Origin of the sequence: Corynebacterium wankanglinii (assembly GCF_013601005.1) — a bacterium.
In the GTDB taxonomy this organism is placed as follows: domain Bacteria; phylum Actinomycetota; class Actinomycetes; order Mycobacteriales; family Mycobacteriaceae; genus Corynebacterium; species Corynebacterium wankanglinii.
Window position 1 is genome coordinate 79,625 of sequence record NZ_JABFED010000008.1, and the last position, 18,748, is coordinate 98,372.

13 protein-coding genes, 3 tRNA genes and 2 pseudogenes are annotated in these 18,748 nt (G+C 64.1%); 1 reads left to right on the plus strand and 17 read right to left on the minus strand.

The window, feature by feature from the left end; translation table 11 throughout:
* Positions 1-42 precede the first annotated feature (42 nt).
* From HMA55_RS10220 to HMA55_RS11355, 9 genes are all read right to left on the minus strand, one after another.
* Positions 43-2,802: an FAD/NAD(P)-binding protein gene (locus HMA55_RS10220; protein ID WP_181192946.1), complete on the minus strand. Its 2,760-nt coding sequence runs from the start codon at positions 2,800-2,802 to the stop codon at positions 43-45.
* The gene (locus HMA55_RS10225; RefSeq protein ID WP_181192947.1) at positions 2,799-3,758 is read right to left on the minus strand and encodes a pyridoxal-phosphate dependent enzyme; all 960 of its coding nucleotides are present in this window, start codon (positions 3,756-3,758) and stop codon (positions 2,799-2,801) included. Before HMA55_RS10225 ends, HMA55_RS10220 begins: the two co-directional genes overlap by 4 nt.
* Positions 3,759-3,795: 37 nt before the next feature.
* On the minus strand, positions 3,796-4,617 hold the full coding sequence (locus HMA55_RS10230; protein ID WP_181192948.1) for a PhzF family phenazine biosynthesis protein: 822 nt from the start codon (positions 4,615-4,617) through the stop codon (positions 3,796-3,798).
* Positions 4,618-4,679: 62 nt separating this feature from the next.
* Positions 4,680-4,752: transfer RNA gene (locus HMA55_RS10235), tRNA-Glu, on the minus strand.
* Positions 4,753-4,832: 80 nt separating this feature from the next.
* The gene (locus tag HMA55_RS10240) at positions 4,833-6,065 is read right to left on the minus strand and encodes an alpha/beta hydrolase (RefSeq protein WP_181192949.1); all 1,233 of its coding nucleotides are present in this window, start codon (positions 6,063-6,065) and stop codon (positions 4,833-4,835) included.
* 65 nt (positions 6,066-6,130) lie between these two features.
* A tRNA-Glu gene (locus HMA55_RS10245) sits at positions 6,131-6,203 on the minus strand.
* Positions 6,204-6,234: 31 nt separating this feature from the next.
* A tRNA-Gln gene (locus HMA55_RS10250) sits at positions 6,235-6,306 on the minus strand.
* A gap of 171 nt (positions 6,307-6,477) precedes the next feature.
* Complete coding sequence (gene gltX, locus HMA55_RS10255; RefSeq protein ID WP_181192950.1) at positions 6,478-7,971, minus strand: glutamate--tRNA ligase; 1,494 nt, start codon at positions 7,969-7,971, stop codon at positions 6,478-6,480.
* A 186-nt stretch (positions 7,972-8,157) separates the two neighbouring features.
* Positions 8,158-9,243, minus strand: coding sequence for an alpha/beta hydrolase family esterase (locus HMA55_RS11355; protein WP_181192951.1), 1,086 nt, complete (start codon positions 9,241-9,243; stop codon positions 8,158-8,160).
* Positions 9,244-9,328: 85 nt separating this feature from the next.
* On the opposite strand from HMA55_RS11355, the gene HMA55_RS10265 reads away from it, so the two are divergent.
* Positions 9,329-10,456 carry an isochorismate synthase gene (locus HMA55_RS10265; RefSeq protein WP_181192952.1) on the plus strand — a complete coding sequence of 376 codons (1,128 nt, stop codon included), beginning with the start codon at positions 9,329-9,331 and terminating at the stop codon, positions 10,454-10,456.
* Here the strand turns inward: HMA55_RS10265 and HMA55_RS10270 are convergent.
* From HMA55_RS10270 to HMA55_RS10305, 8 genes and pseudogenes are all read right to left on the minus strand, one after another.
* Complete coding sequence (locus tag HMA55_RS10270; protein ID WP_181192953.1) at positions 10,453-11,244, minus strand: fumarylacetoacetate hydrolase family protein; 792 nt, start codon at positions 11,242-11,244, stop codon at positions 10,453-10,455. The two genes, HMA55_RS10265 and HMA55_RS10270, sit on opposite strands and share 4 nt — an antisense overlap.
* A 130-nt stretch (positions 11,245-11,374) precedes the next feature.
* Positions 11,375-11,515, minus strand: a pseudogene (locus HMA55_RS11360) (3'-5' exonuclease); the annotation flags it as partial.
* 98 nt (positions 11,516-11,613) lie between these two features.
* A complete protein-coding gene (locus tag HMA55_RS10280; RefSeq protein ID WP_181192955.1) occupies positions 11,614-13,086 on the minus strand; it encodes a cell wall-binding repeat-containing protein in 1,473 nt (490 codons plus the stop codon).
* Between the two features lie 10 nt (positions 13,087-13,096).
* Complete coding sequence (locus HMA55_RS10285; protein WP_181192956.1) at positions 13,097-14,113, minus strand: 3-isopropylmalate dehydrogenase; 1,017 nt, start codon at positions 14,111-14,113, stop codon at positions 13,097-13,099.
* Between the two features lie 51 nt (positions 14,114-14,164).
* Positions 14,165-15,109, minus strand: a pseudogene (locus HMA55_RS10290) (hydroxyacid dehydrogenase); the annotation flags it as partial.
* A gap of 48 nt (positions 15,110-15,157) precedes the next feature.
* Positions 15,158-16,006: a hypothetical protein gene (locus HMA55_RS10295; protein ID WP_181192958.1), complete on the minus strand. Its 849-nt coding sequence runs from the start codon at positions 16,004-16,006 to the stop codon at positions 15,158-15,160.
* Positions 15,991-17,775 (minus strand): DUF262 domain-containing protein, encoded by a 1,785-nt coding sequence (locus HMA55_RS10300; protein WP_181192959.1) that lies wholly within the window; start codon positions 17,773-17,775, stop codon positions 15,991-15,993. The genes HMA55_RS10295 and HMA55_RS10300 overlap by 16 nt, the downstream gene beginning before the upstream one ends.
* Positions 17,776-17,796: 21 nt before the next feature.
* On the minus strand, positions 17,797-18,705 hold the full coding sequence (locus tag HMA55_RS10305; RefSeq protein WP_181192960.1) for a cation diffusion facilitator family transporter: 909 nt from the start codon (positions 18,703-18,705) through the stop codon (positions 17,797-17,799).
* Positions 18,706-18,748 lie beyond the last annotated feature (43 nt).

Here is an 18,748-nt window from a genome sequence, read left to right on the forward strand (position 1 = left end):
ACCGCGCAGCAGCGGTGCCGGGGCCTCAACCATCCCGCGGGATTAACCGCGGTCTATGGCGTCGAGCTCTCCCGCAGGCCACACCACGTTTTTGGCAAGCGGTATCTGGTGGGAGGCGCTTTCAAGGATGTGCATGAAGTACCCGGCCGCATTCGGGATCGCAACGATATCGCCGGCGGCTACGCCCCGCGGGAAGCGGATCTTGCGCCGAAGAATAATCTCGTCCTCGATGCAGTACGCACCCACCAGGAACGCTTCGAGGGGCTCACCGTCGGGCGTCCGCTTCACCAGTTTTGGGTCGGTGAGGTAATCGTCCGACGTCGTGCGGCACTGCGTGCGGTTCATCTCCAAGCCCACCAAGGGCAGCCCATCCGAGCGCGTTTTCACAAAAGCCACACGGGCCAAAATGACACCACAGCCGTCCAGTAGGGACCGCCCCGGTTCCAGGTGCAGCCGAAGGCCCCGCTCGCGCAGGCCTTGTGCCACGCCGTTCGCGAGCACCTCTTTGAGCCAGGTTCCCCGCGTGGGTTCCTGCCAGTAAGGGTAGGTGTTGGTGAGCGGGTCCGATTTCCACGTGAACGGCTCCGCGTAACCGGCGCGCTGCGCTGCAATAGCTTGCTGGTAGTTGCGCCACTGCTCCTCATGGGCGAGGTAACGCATCGGCACGCCCCCACCGATGTCGATGAACTCGGGAGTGTGGCCGGCCGCCGTGAGGACGTCGATAAGCTGCAAGCATTCGCGCAGCGCCGCGGAACGGTCGGCGGCTGCGTACCCGTGGAGGTGGGCGTGGACACCGACGATGCGCACGCTTGACGACGGCTCGCGCAGATGCCACGCCCAGTCCCCCAGCCGCTCGCCGAACCGGGTCGGCGGCATAGTGTCGGGGTCCGGAGCTAGGCGCGGGGCAACGCGGGCGGTGAGACCGGACGCAGCGGCGAGGGCATCAATCCGGTCGTACTCCGCGCGGTTGTCAGCGGAGATAACCACCCCGTTGTCAATGGCGAGCTGCAGGAGGCAATCCGGCTTGATCGCTGCCGAGAGAATGATGCGATCGCCGGGGACGTTGTGGGCGAGAACCTGGCGCAGCTCGTTCTCGCTGGCCACGTCAACGCCGTTGCCCGTATCGCGCGCGGTATCGGCGAACACTAACGCTTTGTTGGCCTTACGCGCGTAGAACACCTTCGTCTCAACGCCGCAGTCACGACCGGCCTTGACCAATTCGTCGATATTGGCCTGCATCGGGCCCGGATGCAGCACGTTGACTGGACTGCCGTACTCATCGAGCAAGCGGTGGCACGCATCCGAGTCTGCGAGCAGGCTGTCGGACCACGCGACATGTGTTGGTTCAAGCGGCGGCAGGCCGTGGACGCGATCTGGTGTGTCCATGGCCGAAGCACTGACACGGTCCGCCCAGCGGTCGACGACGTCGTGCTGTGTCCGCTTGAGTGTGTCGTGTCCGAGGATGCGCCCCTCGTTCATGCGTCCTGTCGCAGCGATGTGCATCTGGCCGACGAGTGTGCCGTCGCGCTCGACTTCGAGGGCGCCGGTATCACCGTCGCGGATGCCGATGCCGGCGGCCACAAGGTTGCCAACCAACGTGCCGTCAATCACCCCAGGCGGCGCAAGCACCGCGTCGATGACAACGGTTGCGTCCACCTCCTGTGCGAGTGTGCGGAGATCTTCCTCACCACGGCCGATCAGATCGGTGCGCACGCGGTCTTGGCCGATGAGGTCAAGCAGCGCCGATGCGGATTCAGCCGGCGGGCCGAAGGCGACGCGCTCCATGGTTCGGGTGAAGTCGTGGAAATCCTTGCCGCCGAGCGTTTCCTGGCCGCCGAATGAGGACCGCTCTATCAGTGCGTCGTACGTTTCCCGGAAGGCGACCTGCGCCGCAAGTGCCGGCGTCCACGGCCGCTCGCCGAGCGCTGCTTCAAGCGACGCCCGTAATTCTGCAACCGGGTCCCCAGTGAAGTCCTTTCCCAGAAAGACGTCGCGGACCTCTACTTCGCCGCCGTCGCCCTCGACAATGCGCAAAATCTCCGTTGCACAGGCCGTGAGGATCTCTACGAGATGATCCAAGTGCTCGCACTCGAGGATTGCCTGCGATGCCGCCTGAATGACGGGCCGGGCTTGTCGCTCGGCGTCGCTTGGCAGGTACGCCTTCACCTCCATGAACCGGCCGGAACGGGTGACCGGGTAAAACGCCTTGGCATTCGCGTACTTCACTACGTCGATGAACGTCAGCGCTGCCCCGCGCACTACCGCGATGTCGTTCGTGCTGACCACGTCAAGATTCGTCGCAGGGTACGGCGGCGCAACCACTTTCAAGTCGCCGAGATCCTCGTGAGCGAGTGATCCCGGCCAGTCGTGGGCATGGCCGGTGGCCAGCAGCACCTCGTCGAAGTGCTCGCCGCTCACCTTGACTCCTCCAGCGGTCGGTTCGACCATGTCCACTCGCTTCATTCGGTGTGCGACGCTGCACCGCGGCGGCAGATGCTGCTCCAGCGCGCGCCAGGATGCGACGAGGTGCTCCCCTACATGCCGCCGGCTGGGGAAGTCACCAGCGAGCTCGCTTTGAGGATCTAGTGCGCCGAGCTGAGTCCGCACAATGGTTTTGGGTGCGTTCAGAATCCACTCCTGCGGCACAGACACACCGAACGCCCCCGGTGCCGATGCTTCCGAAAGCGGGCGCTCGTTAAACACTGTCAGCTCAATAGCGGCCCCGCGCTGCCGTGCGCGCTCCATGAGGGCTTCTGCGGCCCACAACCCTCGCGGGCCCGCCCCGATAATTGCTACCTTCACAGCGCACCTCCGATGTTTTCAGCAACCCACTCATCGTTGTAGACGGTGTCCAGGTAGGCCCGCCCGTCATCGTGGAACACCGCCACAACCTCTTCAGCTGCCCCTTCCGCTATGAGCTGCTCAACCGCGTACGCCACTGCCCCGCCAGACGCCCCGGGCACGAATCCTGTGGCTCGAGCCAGGCCACGCGCAGCGCTGACCGCAGCTGCTGCCGGAACCCGAACCACCCGGTCCGGCGAAACCGCTGTTGACAGTTCCGTGACAACACCAGCGCCATATCCAGGAAGGATGCGCTCACCCCGGTCGCCGTCGAACAGCACCGACCCCTCCGCGTCTACCGCGACAACCTTCGTTGCGTAGCCATGTTCGCGGATATGCCGCAGGCATCCGCCAACCGTGCCGGTGGTACTCACCGCTACCGCCAGCAGCTCCGGTGCATGACCGAGCTGCTCCGCAATTTCTCGCATGGTGCCCTGGTCGTGGGCGTCAAAGGCCGCCCGGTTCGAATACTGATCCAGGTTCACCGCGCCGAGATCCTCCTTGAGCTGTGCCACGAGGTTGCGCCGCGCCGTGAGCCAGTCTCCTGTTTCCGGGTCAGGCTCGCGCACCGGGTGCAGCACGGCCCCGAGCGCGGAAATCATCGAGAGTGTCGCCTGGTTCGTGCGGGGGTCAACCACACAGTGGAACTCCCAGCCGCCGACAACAGCTTCGCGTGCGAGCGCGATGCCCAGGTTGCCGCTGCTGGACTCCACAGCCACCGCCCCAGGGTGCAGCAGCCCCTTCGCGGTAGCGTCTGCAACCATCGCGCGCGCCGTGCGGTCCTTCGCACTCCCGCCCGGGTTGAAAGATTCAAGCTTGCCCCACACTCGGGATTGGCCAGCGAATCCAGCGGACACGTCCACGAGGGGTGTGTTGCCGATAGCGGAGAGAAGGTCAGAATCAGAGGACGCATGCATGCGCTCCACCTTATGCGCTCCGGCTCTCCAAGCGCTTCTACTCCACGTCTAGTGTGCCGCGAACCCGCACCACAGCTCGGCCGCCCACCCAGATGTCCTCCCCGTCGTCGGCAATATCCACCTGCCCGTCACGCCCCAGCGCTGTCCCTTGCGAGACCGTGTACCGCGGCGGCACATCCCCGCGCCCTCGCAACCACTGCGCCATTGCTCCGTTCGCGCTGCCGGTGACCGGATCCTCGAAGGACGGGGTAAACGCGCGCAGCTCGTAAGCAGGGTCATCGCCGCCGGTCAACGCGGCGAACGCCACCTTTAGCCGGCTGCCTTCGGGCCGCTCGAGCGCGCGCAGCGCGTCCAGGTCGTCCAGCAGCGCTAGCTTCCACCCTGGGCCGTTGTCGCCGAATGAGGCGTCGATAAGCACCTGCCTATCGACGCCGAAGGTCGCACACACCTCATCTTTTTCCTGCGCAGACAACGGGCCCTCCCGCTTGAGGGGCGGGGTGGCAAAGGCGAGCGTGTCGCCGTGGACGCGCACCTCAACGTTGCCCACACCGCACTCCTGGATCACGCGACCTGCGGTGCCGGGCGTGTTGCCCAGCTCCAACCACGCCCGCGCGGTGCCGAGCGTGGGGTGACCAGCGAAGTCGAACTCTTCAGTCGGTGTGAAGATACGCACGCGATAGTCAGCCTCAGGGTTGGACGGTTCGAGCAGGAACGTCGTCTCGGAAAAGTTTGTCCAGGAGGCGATAGCCTGCATCTGCGCATCCGTGAGGGCATCCGCGCCACAGATGACGGCGAGCGGGTTGCCGGTGAATGCGCCGGTTGCGAAGACATCAATTTCGAAGAAATCCAGGGGGCTCATCCGCCCTACGCTACCAATGCAAAAACCTCCGACCCGACAACCGGATCGGAGGTTTTGCGTTGTACCCCGTACGGGATTTGAACCCGTGTTACCGCCGTGAGAGGGCGACGTCCTAGGCCGCTAGACGAACGGGGCGCGCTCGCTTGTTTGCGACTTGTTAAAGATAAAGCATGGCTGTGTTTACCTACAAATCACCAGGTAGAACCAGAGTTCACCTACCTACTTGAACCGACAGAACCCCCGACCGGCTGCGGCGCCTCCTCCGGCAGCGGCGACTTAGTCACCGGGATTGTCCGTTCGAAGCGCTGCACGTCGAGGGCGGGCCCGATCACGCCCCAGCTTTTTCGCATGGACTTCTCAAACAGGCCCCAACTGTGCGTGCCCTCCACTTGCGGGTACCACTCCACATCCAGGCCAGCACGCTGGGCCTGGTCCACGAAATAAGAGGAGCAGGCGTAGGAGGCAGCCTCGATGGCCAGAGGCGGGCCTATCCGTTCTGATGATGTCTCGGTGCCATCAATCGCTCCCGGAACCCCTTGCGCCGCGGAGACGAACAACGCTGTATTTCGCAGCGCATCCAGGTGAAGCACGGGCGAGTGCGCTACCCACGCAGGATCACTGGACATGCCCCACATCTTGGCTGCGTCCGCCCCGTTGAGATTCAACGCTTGGCGCACGTAGGTGTCACCCAGCACGCCGGAGGTGGCCGGACAACCCGAGTAAGACGCCGCGGCACGGAACCGCCCCGGTTCCAAAGACGCGATGTGCAGGGCTGGCCCGCCGGACATAGAAATTCCTGCGATTGCGTCGCGGCCGTTGCCGTGGAAATACTCGTCCATAAGCGGCGGCAGCTCGTTGGTGAAGTAGGTGAGCCACTTGTTGCGCCCCGTCGCCTCGTCCTCGCGGTACCAGTCTGCCTGCATAGAGGACACGGAACCTATAGGAGTGACAACGTTGACCAGCTTGTCTTGGAAGAACTCCTGATAGTCCGAAGAGTTGCGCCAGGACCAGCCGTTCGCCGCCCCGTCGGCCCCCATGAGCAGGTAGAACGTTGGCCGCGGGGTCTCGTTATCCGGGCCGCCGGGCAGGATCACCTCGTTTTTGACTTCCCTACCCATGGCGTGGGAATACACGGTGACCTCGTAAATGTCGTTTTCAATGTGTGTGACAGACTGCAGCGTCGCTGGGCGGGCATCCTCATCCGGGAAGGTCTCGCCGACGTTGCTCGAGCCGTTGCGTAACGACGACCCATGGCTACTCGCCCCCTCGTACAACGAAGAGCCGAACACTCCCCCACCCAGCGTGGCCAGGAACAGCGCCGGGACTGCCAGGAGCGGGATCGCGGAGAACAGACTCGATGCCGCGACTGGAACACTGGACGCGTCAATGAGACTGGAACCGCTTTGCTGAACCCTGCCGCTGAGCAGCGACGACAACTTCCACACCATGCGGACAATGTACTCCCAACGTGAAAAACCTCCGACCCAACAACTGGATCGGAGGTTCAACGTTGTACCCCGTACGGGATTTGAACCCGTGTTACCGCCGTGAGAGGGCGACGTCCTAGGCCACTAGACGAACGGGGCATTAGGACACAGAACTTTCAAAGCTCTGCAGCTGGCCTACCAGGACTCGAACCTAGAATGACGGTACCAGAAACCGTAGTGTTGCCAATTACACCATAGGCCATTGTTTTCAGTTCTGACCTGCGCTTTCCCACTCTGGGTTCCGCGCCTGCCCGGCTGAACAACGTGGATTACTATAACCATGAAGCGCTTAAGCCACCAAATCCCCAGGCCACCGCACACAAACCGGCGACCTGGGGACGGAGAAACAACAGCGCTGTAACTACTCCGCGAGCTACTCTGCTGCCTGGTACGGCGTTACGGCCCGCGCGGCGCGCAAGCGCTTCAGGGTGGACTCGCGGCCGAGCAGCTCCATGGACTCGAACAGCGGCGGCGACACGGCAGCGCCGGTGACGCCCACACGCAGGGCACCGAATGCGACGCGCGGCTTCAACCCGAGGTCGTCGATAAGCGCGGTGTTCAACGCGGCCTCGATGTTGGCCGTGGTCCACTCCCCTTCGCCGAGTGCCTCCAGCGCGGCGATGCCGGCGTCCAGCGGCTCCACGGCGGTGTCCTTGAGGTTCTTCTTAGCGCTCTTCTCGTCCAGCTCGAGGTCGTCGTCCGCGATGACCAAGAACTTCAGCAAGCCCCACGCGTCCGAAAGCACCTTGATGCGCGTCTGCACCAGCTCGGCGGCCACAGCGAACTTGTCCGCCGGGTAGTCCGCCGGGAACTCGGTGTATTCGGTGAGGTACGCACGAAGGCGGTCGCGGAAATCTTCCGGCTCCAGCAAGCGGATGTGGTCGGCGTTGATGGCTTCTAGCTTCTTCTGGTCGAAGCGGGCGGGGTTACCCAGCACGTCGTTGACATTGAAGGCCTCGACCAGCTCGTCCACGCTGAAGATGTCCTTATCCGCTGACAGCGACCACCCCAGCAGCGCGAGGTAGTTGATCATGCCCTCCGGGATGATGCCGTTATCGCGGTGGTTGAACAGGTTCGACTCCGGGTCGCGCTTGGACAGCTTCTTGTTGCCCTGCCCCATCACGAACGGCAGGTGGCCAAACTCGGGCGTGCGTTCGGCCACGCCGATGCGCTTGAGCGCCTCGTACAGCGCCATCTGGCGCGGGGTGGAAGACAGCAGGTCCTCGCCGCGCAGAACGTGGGTAATTCCCATCAGCGCGTCGTCCACCGGGTTCACCAGCGTGTACAGCGGCGCGCCGTTGGATCGCGCCACCACGAAGTCCGGCTGCGTCTCGGACTTGAACGTCACCTCGCCGCGCACCAGGTCGTTCCAGGTCCAGTCCTGGTCCGGCATGCGTAGGCGCCACACGGGCTTGCGGCCTTCCGCCTCGAACGCGTCGATCTGCTCCTGGGTGAGGTCGCGGTCGAAGTTGTCGTAGCCCAGCTGGGGGTCGCGGCCGGCGGCCTTGTGGCGCTCTACAACCTCTTCGTTCGTGGAGTACGCCGGGTAGACCTCACCGGCCTCAATGAGCTTGTTCAGCACATCTTTGTAGATCTCACTGCGCTGAGACTGGCGGTACGGCTCGTGTGGGCCGCCAACGTTGATCCCCTCGTCCCAGGCGAGTCCGAGCCACTCCAGCGAATCAATGATCGCCTGGTAGCTCTCCTCAGAATCGCGCGCGGCGTCCGTGTCCTCGATACGGAAGACGAAGGTGCCGCCGCAGTGGCGGGCCTGCGCCCAGTTAAACAGTGCCGTGCGCACCATGCCCACGTGCGGGGTCCCGGTCGGTGAAGGGCAAAAACGTACGCGCATTGAAGAGTCAGTCATGTCCGCAATCGTAGCGCGAGGTGCGATGTGCCTATCGACGTCCTCCGGCCCCCACCCTCCCGCAATTCCGCAGTTGCAGAACCTCCTCAACCCCAACTCGAGACCCAGGCCTACGAACGCACCGAAAAAGCCGGCTGCCCGAAGGCAACCGGCATTCTTTGCGGCGCGTTTTCCTCCTTCCAACCCCTACTTCGGGTTGCGCATGAGAAACGCCCACATCTCGTCGGCGGCGGACGGCGAGTACCACCAGAAGTGGTTGGAGCCGTGGACCTGGATAACCTCAACGCCCTTGCGGCAGCCGCGGGCGGAAACGCGAGTGGCGTTGGGCAGCGGCGCGCGGTCGAGGCCGGGGCCGCAGCCGTTGCGGGCTGCGTAGGAACCGAACAGCTCCGGCACAGGCAGGACGCGCTGACCGCGACGGATCGTGCCGTGGTACGGCGTGAGCGTGTCGTTCGTCCCGTGCAAGGCCATAAATGCGATGGGGATGTTTTGGCAACCCTGGTTGACCGGAGCGTAGTAGGCGCCGGAGACACCGGCCACGCCTGCAAACAGGTCAGCCATGTGGCAGGCGGAGACCGCCGCCATACCGCCGCCGGTGGACATGCCGGTGGCGAAGATACGCCGGCGGTCAATGTTGTAGTAACGCTGGACGTCGTTGATCATGGCGCGGACGTACGCGATGTCTTGCCCCGGGCGGGTCGCGGCTGTCGGCGAGCCTTCCCAGGAAGCACCAATAGCGCGCGGGTACACGATGATGGCGTCGCGGCCGACGGAGGACTCTCGCAGACGCGAATAGTTGCGGAAGTTTTCCGTCGAGTCCTGGTACGCCGAGTATCCAACCATCACGGGCGTCGGTTTCGACGGGTTGTAATTGCGCGGCACCCAGATGAGGTAGCTGCGTCCAGCAGCATGGATTTCACCGTTGGTTCCGTTGGCAACGGGTGCGGGCGCCTGCGGCGACCACGGACCGACAGCAGCGGGACCAGGCGCGGGCGCGGGCACAGGAGCAACCTGCGGCGCCGGGAAGGGATTGCGAGGCAGCGACGAGCCGTTTGGCAGGGACTCGTTGGCCATCTGCACAAATTTGTTCCATTCGGCGTTTGCCTGGTTGGCCGCATCCGCGACGGCGCGGTTTGCTTCGTTGACCGCACTGTTGACTTGGTTATTGATCTGGGAGGAAAGATCCTGGGCATCAGCCTGAACCGGAGCTACCGCGCTACCAGCAAGAAGCAGAGCGGCAAGACCGCCCGCAAGGGTCTTAACAATTTTCACACAGGCAACAATAAACGCACTTTTAAGGCCCTGCAAGCGCCGCGGGAGTAGGGGGAATATCGATGGGGCGATAAAGTTACGCCACATGCCCACCTCCAGACCCGAAAGCGCACCCGACTTCCTGCTCTCGCGCGGCGACGGCTCCGTGCGCACACAAGGATCATTGCGCACGTTCGACGACGCGTGGGAGGCCGCGGACGCGGTCGCCCGGGGCGAAGTGGAAATGGTTGTTGGCGCTCTCCCCTTCGATCAGGACTGCGCTGCCGCCTTGACGGTGCCTGAGCACATTATCCGCGAGCCGGGCCCTCTGGAACCGCACCCGTACTACCGGATCGGCCCGGGCTCCACGCTCAACGCAATGCTTATCGACGTCGACCCGTCCCCGGAGGAGCACTACCGCAGAGTCGAAGCCGCGATTTCAACCATCCAAAGTTCGGCGTTGGATAAGGTCGTGCTCGCCCGCGCAGTGGACATCGCCTTCGACCCCCCGGTTGATCCGCGTCTGGTCGCGGCACGGCTGATAGACCTCTCCTTCACGCACGACGGCTTCATCGCAGACCTCACCCCTTCCGGACGAGTCGGCCATTTCCTCGTTGGGTCGTCTCCGGAAGTCCTCGTACGCCGGCGCGGCAACCGCGTCTGGTCCTTCCCCTTGGCCGGCTCTGCGGCACGAGTTCCCGATGACCATGCAGCAGATACCGCCGCGGCTGAGGCGCTGTACTCCTCGGCCAAAGATCTCGACGAGCACCGATTCGTGGTCGATCACATCCGCAGGGTATTGCGCCCGCTCTGCAGCGAATTACATATTCCGGATCGACCAAAACTTGAGAAGACCAGCGAGATGTGGCACTTAGCAACCCCTATCGAGGGTGTGCTGAAAGCTCCCGCGCCGAGCGCCTTAGACCTTGCCCTCAGCCTGTATCCCACACCCGCTGTTTGCGGTACCCCGCAGGCAGCGGCGGAGGCGCTGATCACCACCGCAGAATCGGACCGCGGCTTTTATGCCGGTGCCGTGGGCTACACCGACGCTCTGGGGGACGGCGAATACATGGTGGCCATCCGCTGCGCCGAGGTCAATGGCGACGGCACGAAGGCCCGTGCTTGGGCGGGCGGGGGCTTGACCGCAGACTCGGACCCCCAAGCCGAGCTCGACGAAACGACGGCCAAGCTGCGCACCATCATGCGCGCGCTCGGCCTACAGCACGCAAGCTAGGCGCGCTCGACTGGATTGCCCAGTTTGCCGATGCCGGGAATTTCCACCTCGATGTAGTCTCCGGGAACCATTTCCGCGGTTCCTGCAGGCGAGCCGGTGGCAATCACGTCGCCCGGCAGCAACGTGAACGACTCCGATACCCACTCGACCATCTCGCCGACGGATTTGATCATCTGGTTGGAGTTGGAGTCCTGCTTCGTCTCCGTCACCCCGTCGTGAGTGTGGTGGGCCTTAATGGGCAGGTTGGAAAAGTCGAACTTCTCCAGGTCCGTCTCAATCCACGGGCCAATGGGTCCGAACGTGTCAATACCTTTCGCCCGTGCCCACTGCCCGTCGGCGAACTGCAGGTCGCGCGAGGACACGTCGTTGATGATGGTGACGCCGCGGATGACCGATTTCCAGTCTGCAGCCTTGACGTTCTTGCACGGCACGCCGACAACGAGAGCAAGCTCGCCTTCGAACTCGACCCGGGTTGCGTACTCCGGGATCTTAATTGGGGCACCTGGTCCGACCACTGCGGTGGAGGGTTTGATGAAGATGGTGGGCGGAAGGTGCTCGGCGGACTGCTTGAACACCTCTGCTACGTGATCGGCGTAGTTGCGGCCGACAGCAACTACCTTTGAAGGCAGCGTTGGCGCGAGGAGGCGCACATCCTGCAAGGAATACTCTTTTCCGGTGTATTCCGGGTCCGTGAACGGAGTTCCGGCAATGGCCTTCGCCGTTGCCCCTTGATCGTCAATGACGGCGAAGGTCATGCCTTCGGGTGTTGCAATTCGTCCAAAACGCATGTGACCGAGCATACAACCCGGCGGCACAAGTGGCGTTATCCCGCGACCGCTATTGTACCGTTAGCGCGAGATAGAGCTCGGCGCATCTCGAACCCCGCACATCTGCGTGGCGGACTCCCCCACTCGTGTCCCCCCGCAGAACGAAGTATTGGGCACCGGCGAGATCGATGACCCGGCCATCGACCGGGACCCAGCCAACCGACACAAGCTGGGCACGTTCGGGCTTGAGTCCCGTAGTTTCAACATCCACGGCGAGCAGTGCGCCGTGGATAAGCTTGCGCTACTTCGCCGCGGGAAACCGTAGACCTCATCTAGCTCCACACTCATGGAGCGAGCCAAGCGTGACCGACCGCATGCTCGCGGCACTTTCTACTGGTAGCTCACAAACCAGGGGGTCGGGTGGACGTCCCGGTACGTCTGCTCCGGGGTGAATGTGGGAAAGTCCTCGTCGAAGAAGTTCTTCCACGCCATATAGAAGTTCGGGTCCAACCCCTGACGCAGCACATCCCAAGTCTCGAACTTTTGCTCAGGCACCCCATGTCCGTCGGCGTGCAGGATCCACGCCAGCTCCGGTTGACCGGTGACGATATTTTCCCGATCGGGGAACATGGCGACGTTGAACTGGTGGATAACCAGCGCCTTCTGGGGGAGATTCCTTTCCCGGACAAGTTGAGCGAGCCAGTCGGCTACCTCGTTGATCTCGGCAGCCGTGGCGCTGCCGATCCGGGACAGCGGCGCCTCGCCGGGGTTGAGCTTCCACTCGGCGTCTAGCGCCAGCCCGACGTTTGGACGGGTGAGCAGGTCCTGATACAACTTCGCTTGCTCGAGGAAGCTGCCCTGACCGGGCTGAAGGTCGATAACGGCGTAACCACCCGCGTCCACAATCGCGTCGACGTAGGGCACAAGGTCCTCCATCGGCGTCTCATTTGAATAATTGCCGTCGTCACCCGGGAATTCCGACGCGACAGAAGCGATGATTTCGAAGGCCGGAATAACGGGCTGATCGCTGAACGGCTGGTAATCGGCAGCGAAGCGCTTCGCCATCTCGACGGAGGCGGCTGGATCCTGCTCGCCCATCACACCCAAGTCCGGCCCGTACGGGTGCCCGTAGAGCGCCACCATGCGGCGTCCCGGGAATACCAACCCGCCGCCGCCGGGCAGCTCGCCGTTTCCTGCTAACGCGGCACGTGCTTGGAAGTTGTCGTTCGAGCCCCACTGGCGCCCAAGCGCCAGGGTGTCCTGATCGGTGACCGTGCGCATGCTCTCCGCCGTTGCGCGCGGGTCCGCTGCGGGGAGGACCTCCACCTCTGCCCCGGCAGCGCGTGCTGTGGCCACCGAAGCGCGGGACGACACGGCAGTAGCAAAGACCGGAGGCATTGCGAGCTCCGACGGGTGTTGGGGTTCCAAGGCCGCGATCGCGGCCGCATCCTCCGCCGGTGCGTTTGAGTCAACCGCGTCGGTGGCAGCGACCTCGCCGTCGTCGCCAGGCACGGTAATCACATGGGTCGCGCCGAGTCGCGCAATCTCCGCATCGACGGCGGCATCGGCGCCGTCGAGACGCGTCAGCATTGGAGCGCCAAGTTTGACGGCGATGGCCGCCGCTTTCAGCTGCTGATCGCGCTCCTTGGCGGCGACGACAACGGTGTCGGCCGCGTCAAACAGTCGGCGCGACACCTCGACCCCAGTGCCGTCTGCGTCCTGGATCACCTCGTCGCCATGTGTTTGCAGGACCGCCTTTTCGCCGGGCCGTGACCCGGTATTCCCCTCTTCAGTGCTGCTGCAGCTGGTGAGCACCAGCGCGGTTGCTGCGAGTACGGCGGGAATCGTGCGGGTCACATACATGCGATCAACCCTACTTCAGCGCAGCTGCGATCCGGTCACCCACTTCGGCGGTTCGCACCTTGGCATCGCCACGCGTTGCAACGTCGCGTTCGACAGCGTCCTCGATGCGTGAGGCGTTGTCGTCGTCGCCGAGGAAACGCAGCATCATCGCCACCGACAAGATCATTGCAGTGGGGTCCGCGATGCCCTGACCCGCGATATCCGGGGCGGATCCGTGCACCGGCTCGAACATCGACGGAAACGCTTTCGCGGCGTTGATGTTGCCGGAGCACGCCTGGCCCACGCCGCCGGCGACGGCACCGGCGAGGTCGGTGAGGATATCGCCGAAGAGGTTGTCTGTGACGATGACGTCGTAACGGCCAGGGTCTTGCACCATGTAAATGGTGGCGGCATCGATGTGGTTGTAGTCCACTTCGACCTCGGGGAATTCAGGACTGATTTCGTCGACGACGCGCTGCCACAACCCGCCGGCGTTGACCAGCACGTTCGTCTTGTGCACGAGGGTGAGCTTCTGCCGGCGCGTCATAGCCAGCTCGAAGGCGTAGCGCACCACGCGCTCCACCCCGTGATAGGTGTTCTGGGAAACTTCGCAGGCCACCTCGTGCTCGGTGCCTTGCCGCAGGGTGCCGCCGTTACCGGCGTACAGGCCTTCGGTGCCCTCGCGCACCACCACAAAGTCGATGTCGCCCGGGTTCGCCAGGGGGCTGACCGAGGACGGGTAGAGGCGCGACGGCCGCAGGTTGACGTAGTGGTCCAGTTTGAACCGGAGGGGCAGCAGTAAACCACGCTCCAGCACGCCCGCCGGCACCCGCTCCGGATCGCCGATGGCACCGAGCAAGATCGCGTCGTGCTCCTTGAGCGCATCCAGGTCCGCGTCGGTGAGAAGCTCCCCATTGCGCAGGTAGCGGCGTGCGCCGAGGTCGAACTCCGTGGTTTCCACGTCGTTGCGAACTGCGTTGAGCACCTTCAGCCCTTCCGCCATTATTTCTTGGCCGATACCGTCGCCCGCAAGCACTGCAATTTTCATAATCTGGAATCCTTTTCTCACATCGTAGAAAACAGATCCAGGGTATCACCTGTTTACGGCGCCCGGGACCGGCTCTCCGGTAAGCGCGCTCAGCACCGCACGGGCCACATCCACACCGGCCCGCGCCTGCGCCTCCCGGGTCTGCGCGCCCAGGTGCGGGGTGAGCACAGCGTTGTCCAGCCCAAACAAGGGTGATTCGTGGGGCGGCTCCTGCTCAAAGACATCAATCCCGGCGGCAGAAATCGGCCCCTCGCGCAATACGGCGGCGAGAGCGCGCTCATCCACCACCCCACCGCGGGAGGTATTGATCAGGATCTGCCCCGGCTTGGCTGAGCGAAGCAGTCGCTCGTCGAAAAGCTCGTGCGTCTCGGCGGTTTTCGGCACGTGGATGGAAACGAAATCCGCCCGAGCCACCAGCGCGTCAAGATCCGCCAGCTCGACGTCGAGACGGTCGACGGCCGCCTGGTCCGGGTACGGGTCGTATGCGAGAATGCGGGTGCCAAAGGCGCTCATGCGCTCAGCGAAAAGCTGGCCTACTCGGCCGAAACCGACAACGCCAACGGTTTTGCCGTAGATCTCCGTACCGTGAAACCGGGAGCGCTCCCAGCTCCCCTCATGCACGCAGGCATTTGCCGCCGGAATGGTGCGGGCGGCCGCTAGCAGGAGGGCAATGGCGTGTTCGCAGGCGGAGTGGATGTTCGCGGTAGGAGTGTTCGCCACGACAATTCCCCGCTCGGCGGCGGCCTCGACGTCGATGTTGTCAATACCGACCCCGGCGCGACCGATGACTTTCAGGTGCGCGGCGGCATCAAGAACCTCCCGGTCGACTGTGGTGGCCGAGCGGACAATGAGCGCGTCGGCATCGCGTACCGCCCTGAGCAAGTCGGAGCGACGAGGCCCGGCGACTCGGCGGATCTCTACCCCAGATCCCAGTGCTTGCTCGGCCTCCGACGCGAGCGGGTCGGCGATCAGCACAATCGGTGTGCGTGGTGGCACTGGATCTCCTTCTGCATGAAACAATAAGCCAGGGCTTATTTTAGCGTGTTAATAGGCAGCTTCCGCCTGCCGGATGCGGTGCGCAAGTACTTCGGACGTGCCGAACTGGCTCCCCAACGCCACGAGCGGCAGATCTGACAGGCCAGCCATGGCGAAGAGCGTCTCTTCACTTTTTCGTGGGTCCGGCAGCGGAACCACTGAGACGGTCGCGCCGTAGCTGCGCGCATTTGCCACTGAAGGGATCGATGATTCCCAGGTGGCCACAACGCGCGGGGCCATGTTGGCGTCGCGCCGAGACTGGATGGGAAGCGGCTCGGGTTTTGCGGCTGGCAGCACCACCGGATCCGCCCACGCGGCTCGAATCCACGTGGGCTCGCGCTGGTCCAACGATGCGACCTCGCGCACTGCATCCCCCGGCTCGTCCACAGTGCGTTCCACGAAGCGCAGCGCCGTCATTTCCTCGAGCGCACGCAACCCCCCTGGGTCCCTGCGCACGCGAACCGCGCCTGATGAAGGAGCGATAGAGACGTCCCCAACTGTGAGCACGGTGACAGTGTGCATGTCCGCTATCATGCGCGCGTATTCCGCGTGCCGGCCGGGGTCGTAAACCATCATCGGGGCGTTGGTTGCCACAGCGATCGAGGCGGCGCGCAACTGGGCCTCAACCGTGGCGTCGCTGAGCACCAGCGTCTCCGACGCGGGGAAGAACAGCCGCGTGGTTTTGATACCGAGAACATCGTCCACCACCTCCGGCCTGTCGGCGAACAGCTGCGCGACATGTTTGGACTGGTTGACGCTCTTCGCCCTCTCGAGGGGGCTGAGCTGCGCCTCCGGCGCGCATCCCGCGAGCACGGCAGTTACGGCGACGGCGACTGCGGTAACTATCGCTCGTCGCACTCGGCCTCGCTTCGGTCCCAGTCGCGAACCGCCTGCCGGTCCATCGCGTACTCGATCATGCCGACGAAGCGCTCGCGTCTGTCTGCAACGAATCCCTCCCAGTCGGATGCCAGCAGCAGCTCCGGGTTCATCTCATGGCCGGCGAGCACAGCATCAAATTCGTCGTCCTCCAAAAGCGATTTGGACTGCAGGCGTGGAAGGTAGCGCTTTGGCTCATTGTGCTCTATCACCACATCGGTGCGTCGACCCATTGGCGTCCGGTTTAATACCGAGTCGGCCAGTTCCGGGTCCGCATCCAAAGCTCCAGTCATGGCCAAGAATTGCCGTGGGAACACCTGGCGGAACCTCGGCTGCAACTCAGCGACCGTGTCTGCAGTAAACGGCTCTGCGGTGCGCCAGTCGCGCGCTCCCCGCGCCATCAGCAGCGAGTACAAACCGCGGTAAACGCCGCTACTTGGCCCCGCGCTGCGCAGGCGCGATTCGTGGAACCGGGCGTCTGCGACGGTGCGCGGCAGATCCTGGGTGTCTCCCCGGACCCACGGGGTGACCTCCGTGACGTCCAGCCCGATCCGGATCGTCGGCGCGTGCGCACCGTAGAGCTCGCCGAAAACGCCGCACCAGAACCAGCGGTTCAGGCGGTCGGCTGCGCCGTCCGCCGCTAGCGCGTCCGGCTGCTCCGCCAAGCGCGCAAGGATGACGGCGAGGGGGATCAACTGTGCGGGATATGGCACTTGGTCGGCGGCAACGACGCGCCGCTGTTCCAGGAACTCGGCGGCGGCGAGAAACCCTGCCGCCATTTCAGGGCCATGCGCCTGATACTCCTCGAGAGTGATGTTCAAGATGTCGCCGCGGTGGCCCAGCGCCGGGCCCTGACGACTTGTCAGCAGCAGTGACAGCGCGCGCAAGAACTCCACGCGGCCCACGCTGTCCAGCACCGGGTGAGCCCTCAGCTGCGCCTCGATACCGCCCCAATCATCGGCGAGCGCAAAGCCCGGGTCTTCGGCCGCGTAGACCGCGGTAAGGAGCTCGAAGACGTCCATCTGCACACCCGCAGAGTTGGCGAAAGCGAAGATCTGGCCCACGCCGGCCTGCGTGGTATCGCGGTCGACGCGGATCACCGGCACGTCGTACGCCGGAAGCCCCCGCATGACCTGGTTGATAAACCGCTTCACCGCATCCCGCAGCGTGTCATCCTGCGCGTGCGCCGCCATATCCACGAGTAGTTCGTTGCCGCATTTCCACAACAGCATGCTCACCGGAATCACGCCGTGGCGGATATACGCTTCACGTGTGTCGAGTGGCTCATCCACGCTCGGCCCGAAGTGGGAGCGGACGCGGCCACTGTCATCAACGGCGAATAGCGCCTCCACCGGCATGGTTTCCGCCGCCACTGCGGCACGCACGTCCACGAGGAAGCGGCGCCGGATAGGCCTTCCCAAATAATCGACGGTGCGCACCTCGCCGCTGTGCGTGAATGCCTGGTAGAGCGAGGTCAACCGCTGCTGGCCGTCCAGCAACAGCAGCCCCGGGGAAACGCCTGACGCCTCCACCCCTTCGAGCGGGCGCGGCTTAAACCGCTGCTGCGTGTTGCGAGTGTCCAGCGCCAGCAACGCTCCCACCGGGTAGCCGCGCAGCACCGAAGTGACCAGAGTGCGTATCCTATCGACGTCCCATAGGTACTCCCGCTGAAAATCGGGCAGCTGCAACTCCCCTTTCTCTGCGCGGGAGAACAGATCCTTGAGCGAGTAACTTGGCGTGGTGAAACCCATGGGCCCAAGGGTAGATCAGTTTCAGCACACCTTCTCGTGGGAGATGTGCTCGGGCCGCTCGATCTGCACAGTGGCGTGCTCCACCCCCAGGCCAGCCAGCGCCTGCTGGACCCTATCTAGAAGCTGGTCGCGGTCTACGCCAGATGCGGCAACCACGTGGACGGTGGCCAGCACGCTCACTCCATCAAGCGACCAGAGGTGAAGATCATGGGTATCTACCGCACCGTCGACCTCGCCCAGCGTCCGCTCCACCACCTCAACGTCGAACCCCTCCGGAACCTGCTCCAGCATCACGCGGGCCGAACCGACCATGAGCTGCCACGCCCGCGGCAACACAAGTGCAGCGATAAGCAGGGACGCAACAACGTCGGCAGCTGCAACCCCTGTCACCGCAATCACTGCACCTGCTGCCAGGACCGCAACGGAACCGAACATGTCCACCAGCACGTGCAGGTACGCGCCCTGCACGTTGATGGATCCCTCCCGGTGGCGCGCGAGCACCCATGCCGAGGCGGCGTTGGCCACTAGGCCGATGGCGGCGATCACCATCATCGGCCCTGTCTCCACCGGCTGGGGGTCGCGCACCCTGCGTACGGCTTCCACCACAATCCAGACCGAAATACTCAGCACAGCCACCGCGTTGATGAGCGCGGCGAGCACCTCCACACGACGGTGGCCGAACGTCGCCGTCGCCGACGCAGCCCGCTGCCCGACAACGACGGCCACCAGGGAGATGATCAACCCTGCGGCATCCGAAAGCATGTGCATCGCATCCGCAAGCAGCGCCATCGAGCCGGAGATAAGGCCGCCGGCGACCTCCGCCACGAAAACGACCCCTGTAATGGCGAGCGCGATCATCAACGCGCGGCGCGGCGCCGGTTCGCGCCCCCCGTGCTCATGGTGATGGTGCTCGTGCGCGTGGTCGTGCATCCTGGTTCCTTTCACAATGCTTTGCATCCTGGTTCCTTTCACA

What these genes read in the sequence shown, in the direction of transcription:
- HMA55_RS10225 (WP_181192947.1), bottom strand. Translation starts at nt 3,758, where the DNA reads ATGCATGCGTCCTCTGATTCTGACCTTCTCTCCGCTATCGGCAACACA.
- HMA55_RS10230 (WP_181192948.1), bottom strand. Translation starts at nt 4,617, where the DNA reads ATGAGCCCCCTGGATTTCTTCGAAATTGATGTCTTCGCAACCGGCGCA.
- HMA55_RS10240 (WP_181192949.1), bottom strand. Translation starts at nt 6,065, where the DNA reads ATGGTGTGGAAGTTGTCGTCGCTGCTCAGCGGCAGGGTTCAGCAAAGC.
- gltX (WP_181192950.1), bottom strand. Translation starts at nt 7,971, where the DNA reads ATGACTGACTCTTCAATGCGCGTACGTTTTTGCCCTTCACCGACCGGG.
- HMA55_RS10265 (WP_181192952.1), top strand. Translation starts at nt 9,329, where the DNA reads ATGCCCACCTCCAGACCCGAAAGCGCACCCGACTTCCTGCTCTCGCGC.
- HMA55_RS10270 (WP_181192953.1), bottom strand. Translation starts at nt 11,244, where the DNA reads ATGCGTTTTGGACGAATTGCAACACCCGAAGGCATGACCTTCGCCGTC.
- HMA55_RS10280 (WP_181192955.1), bottom strand. Translation starts at nt 13,086, where the DNA reads ATGTATGTGACCCGCACGATTCCCGCCGTACTCGCAGCAACCGCGCTG.
- HMA55_RS10285 (WP_181192956.1), bottom strand. Translation starts at nt 14,113, where the DNA reads ATGAAAATTGCAGTGCTTGCGGGCGACGGTATCGGCCAAGAAATAATG.
- HMA55_RS10300 (WP_181192959.1), bottom strand. Translation starts at nt 17,775, where the DNA reads ATGGGTTTCACCACGCCAAGTTACTCGCTCAAGGATCTGTTCTCCCGC.
- HMA55_RS10305 (WP_181192960.1), bottom strand. Translation starts at nt 18,705, where the DNA reads ATGCACGACCACGCGCACGAGCACCATCACCATGAGCACGGGGGGCGC.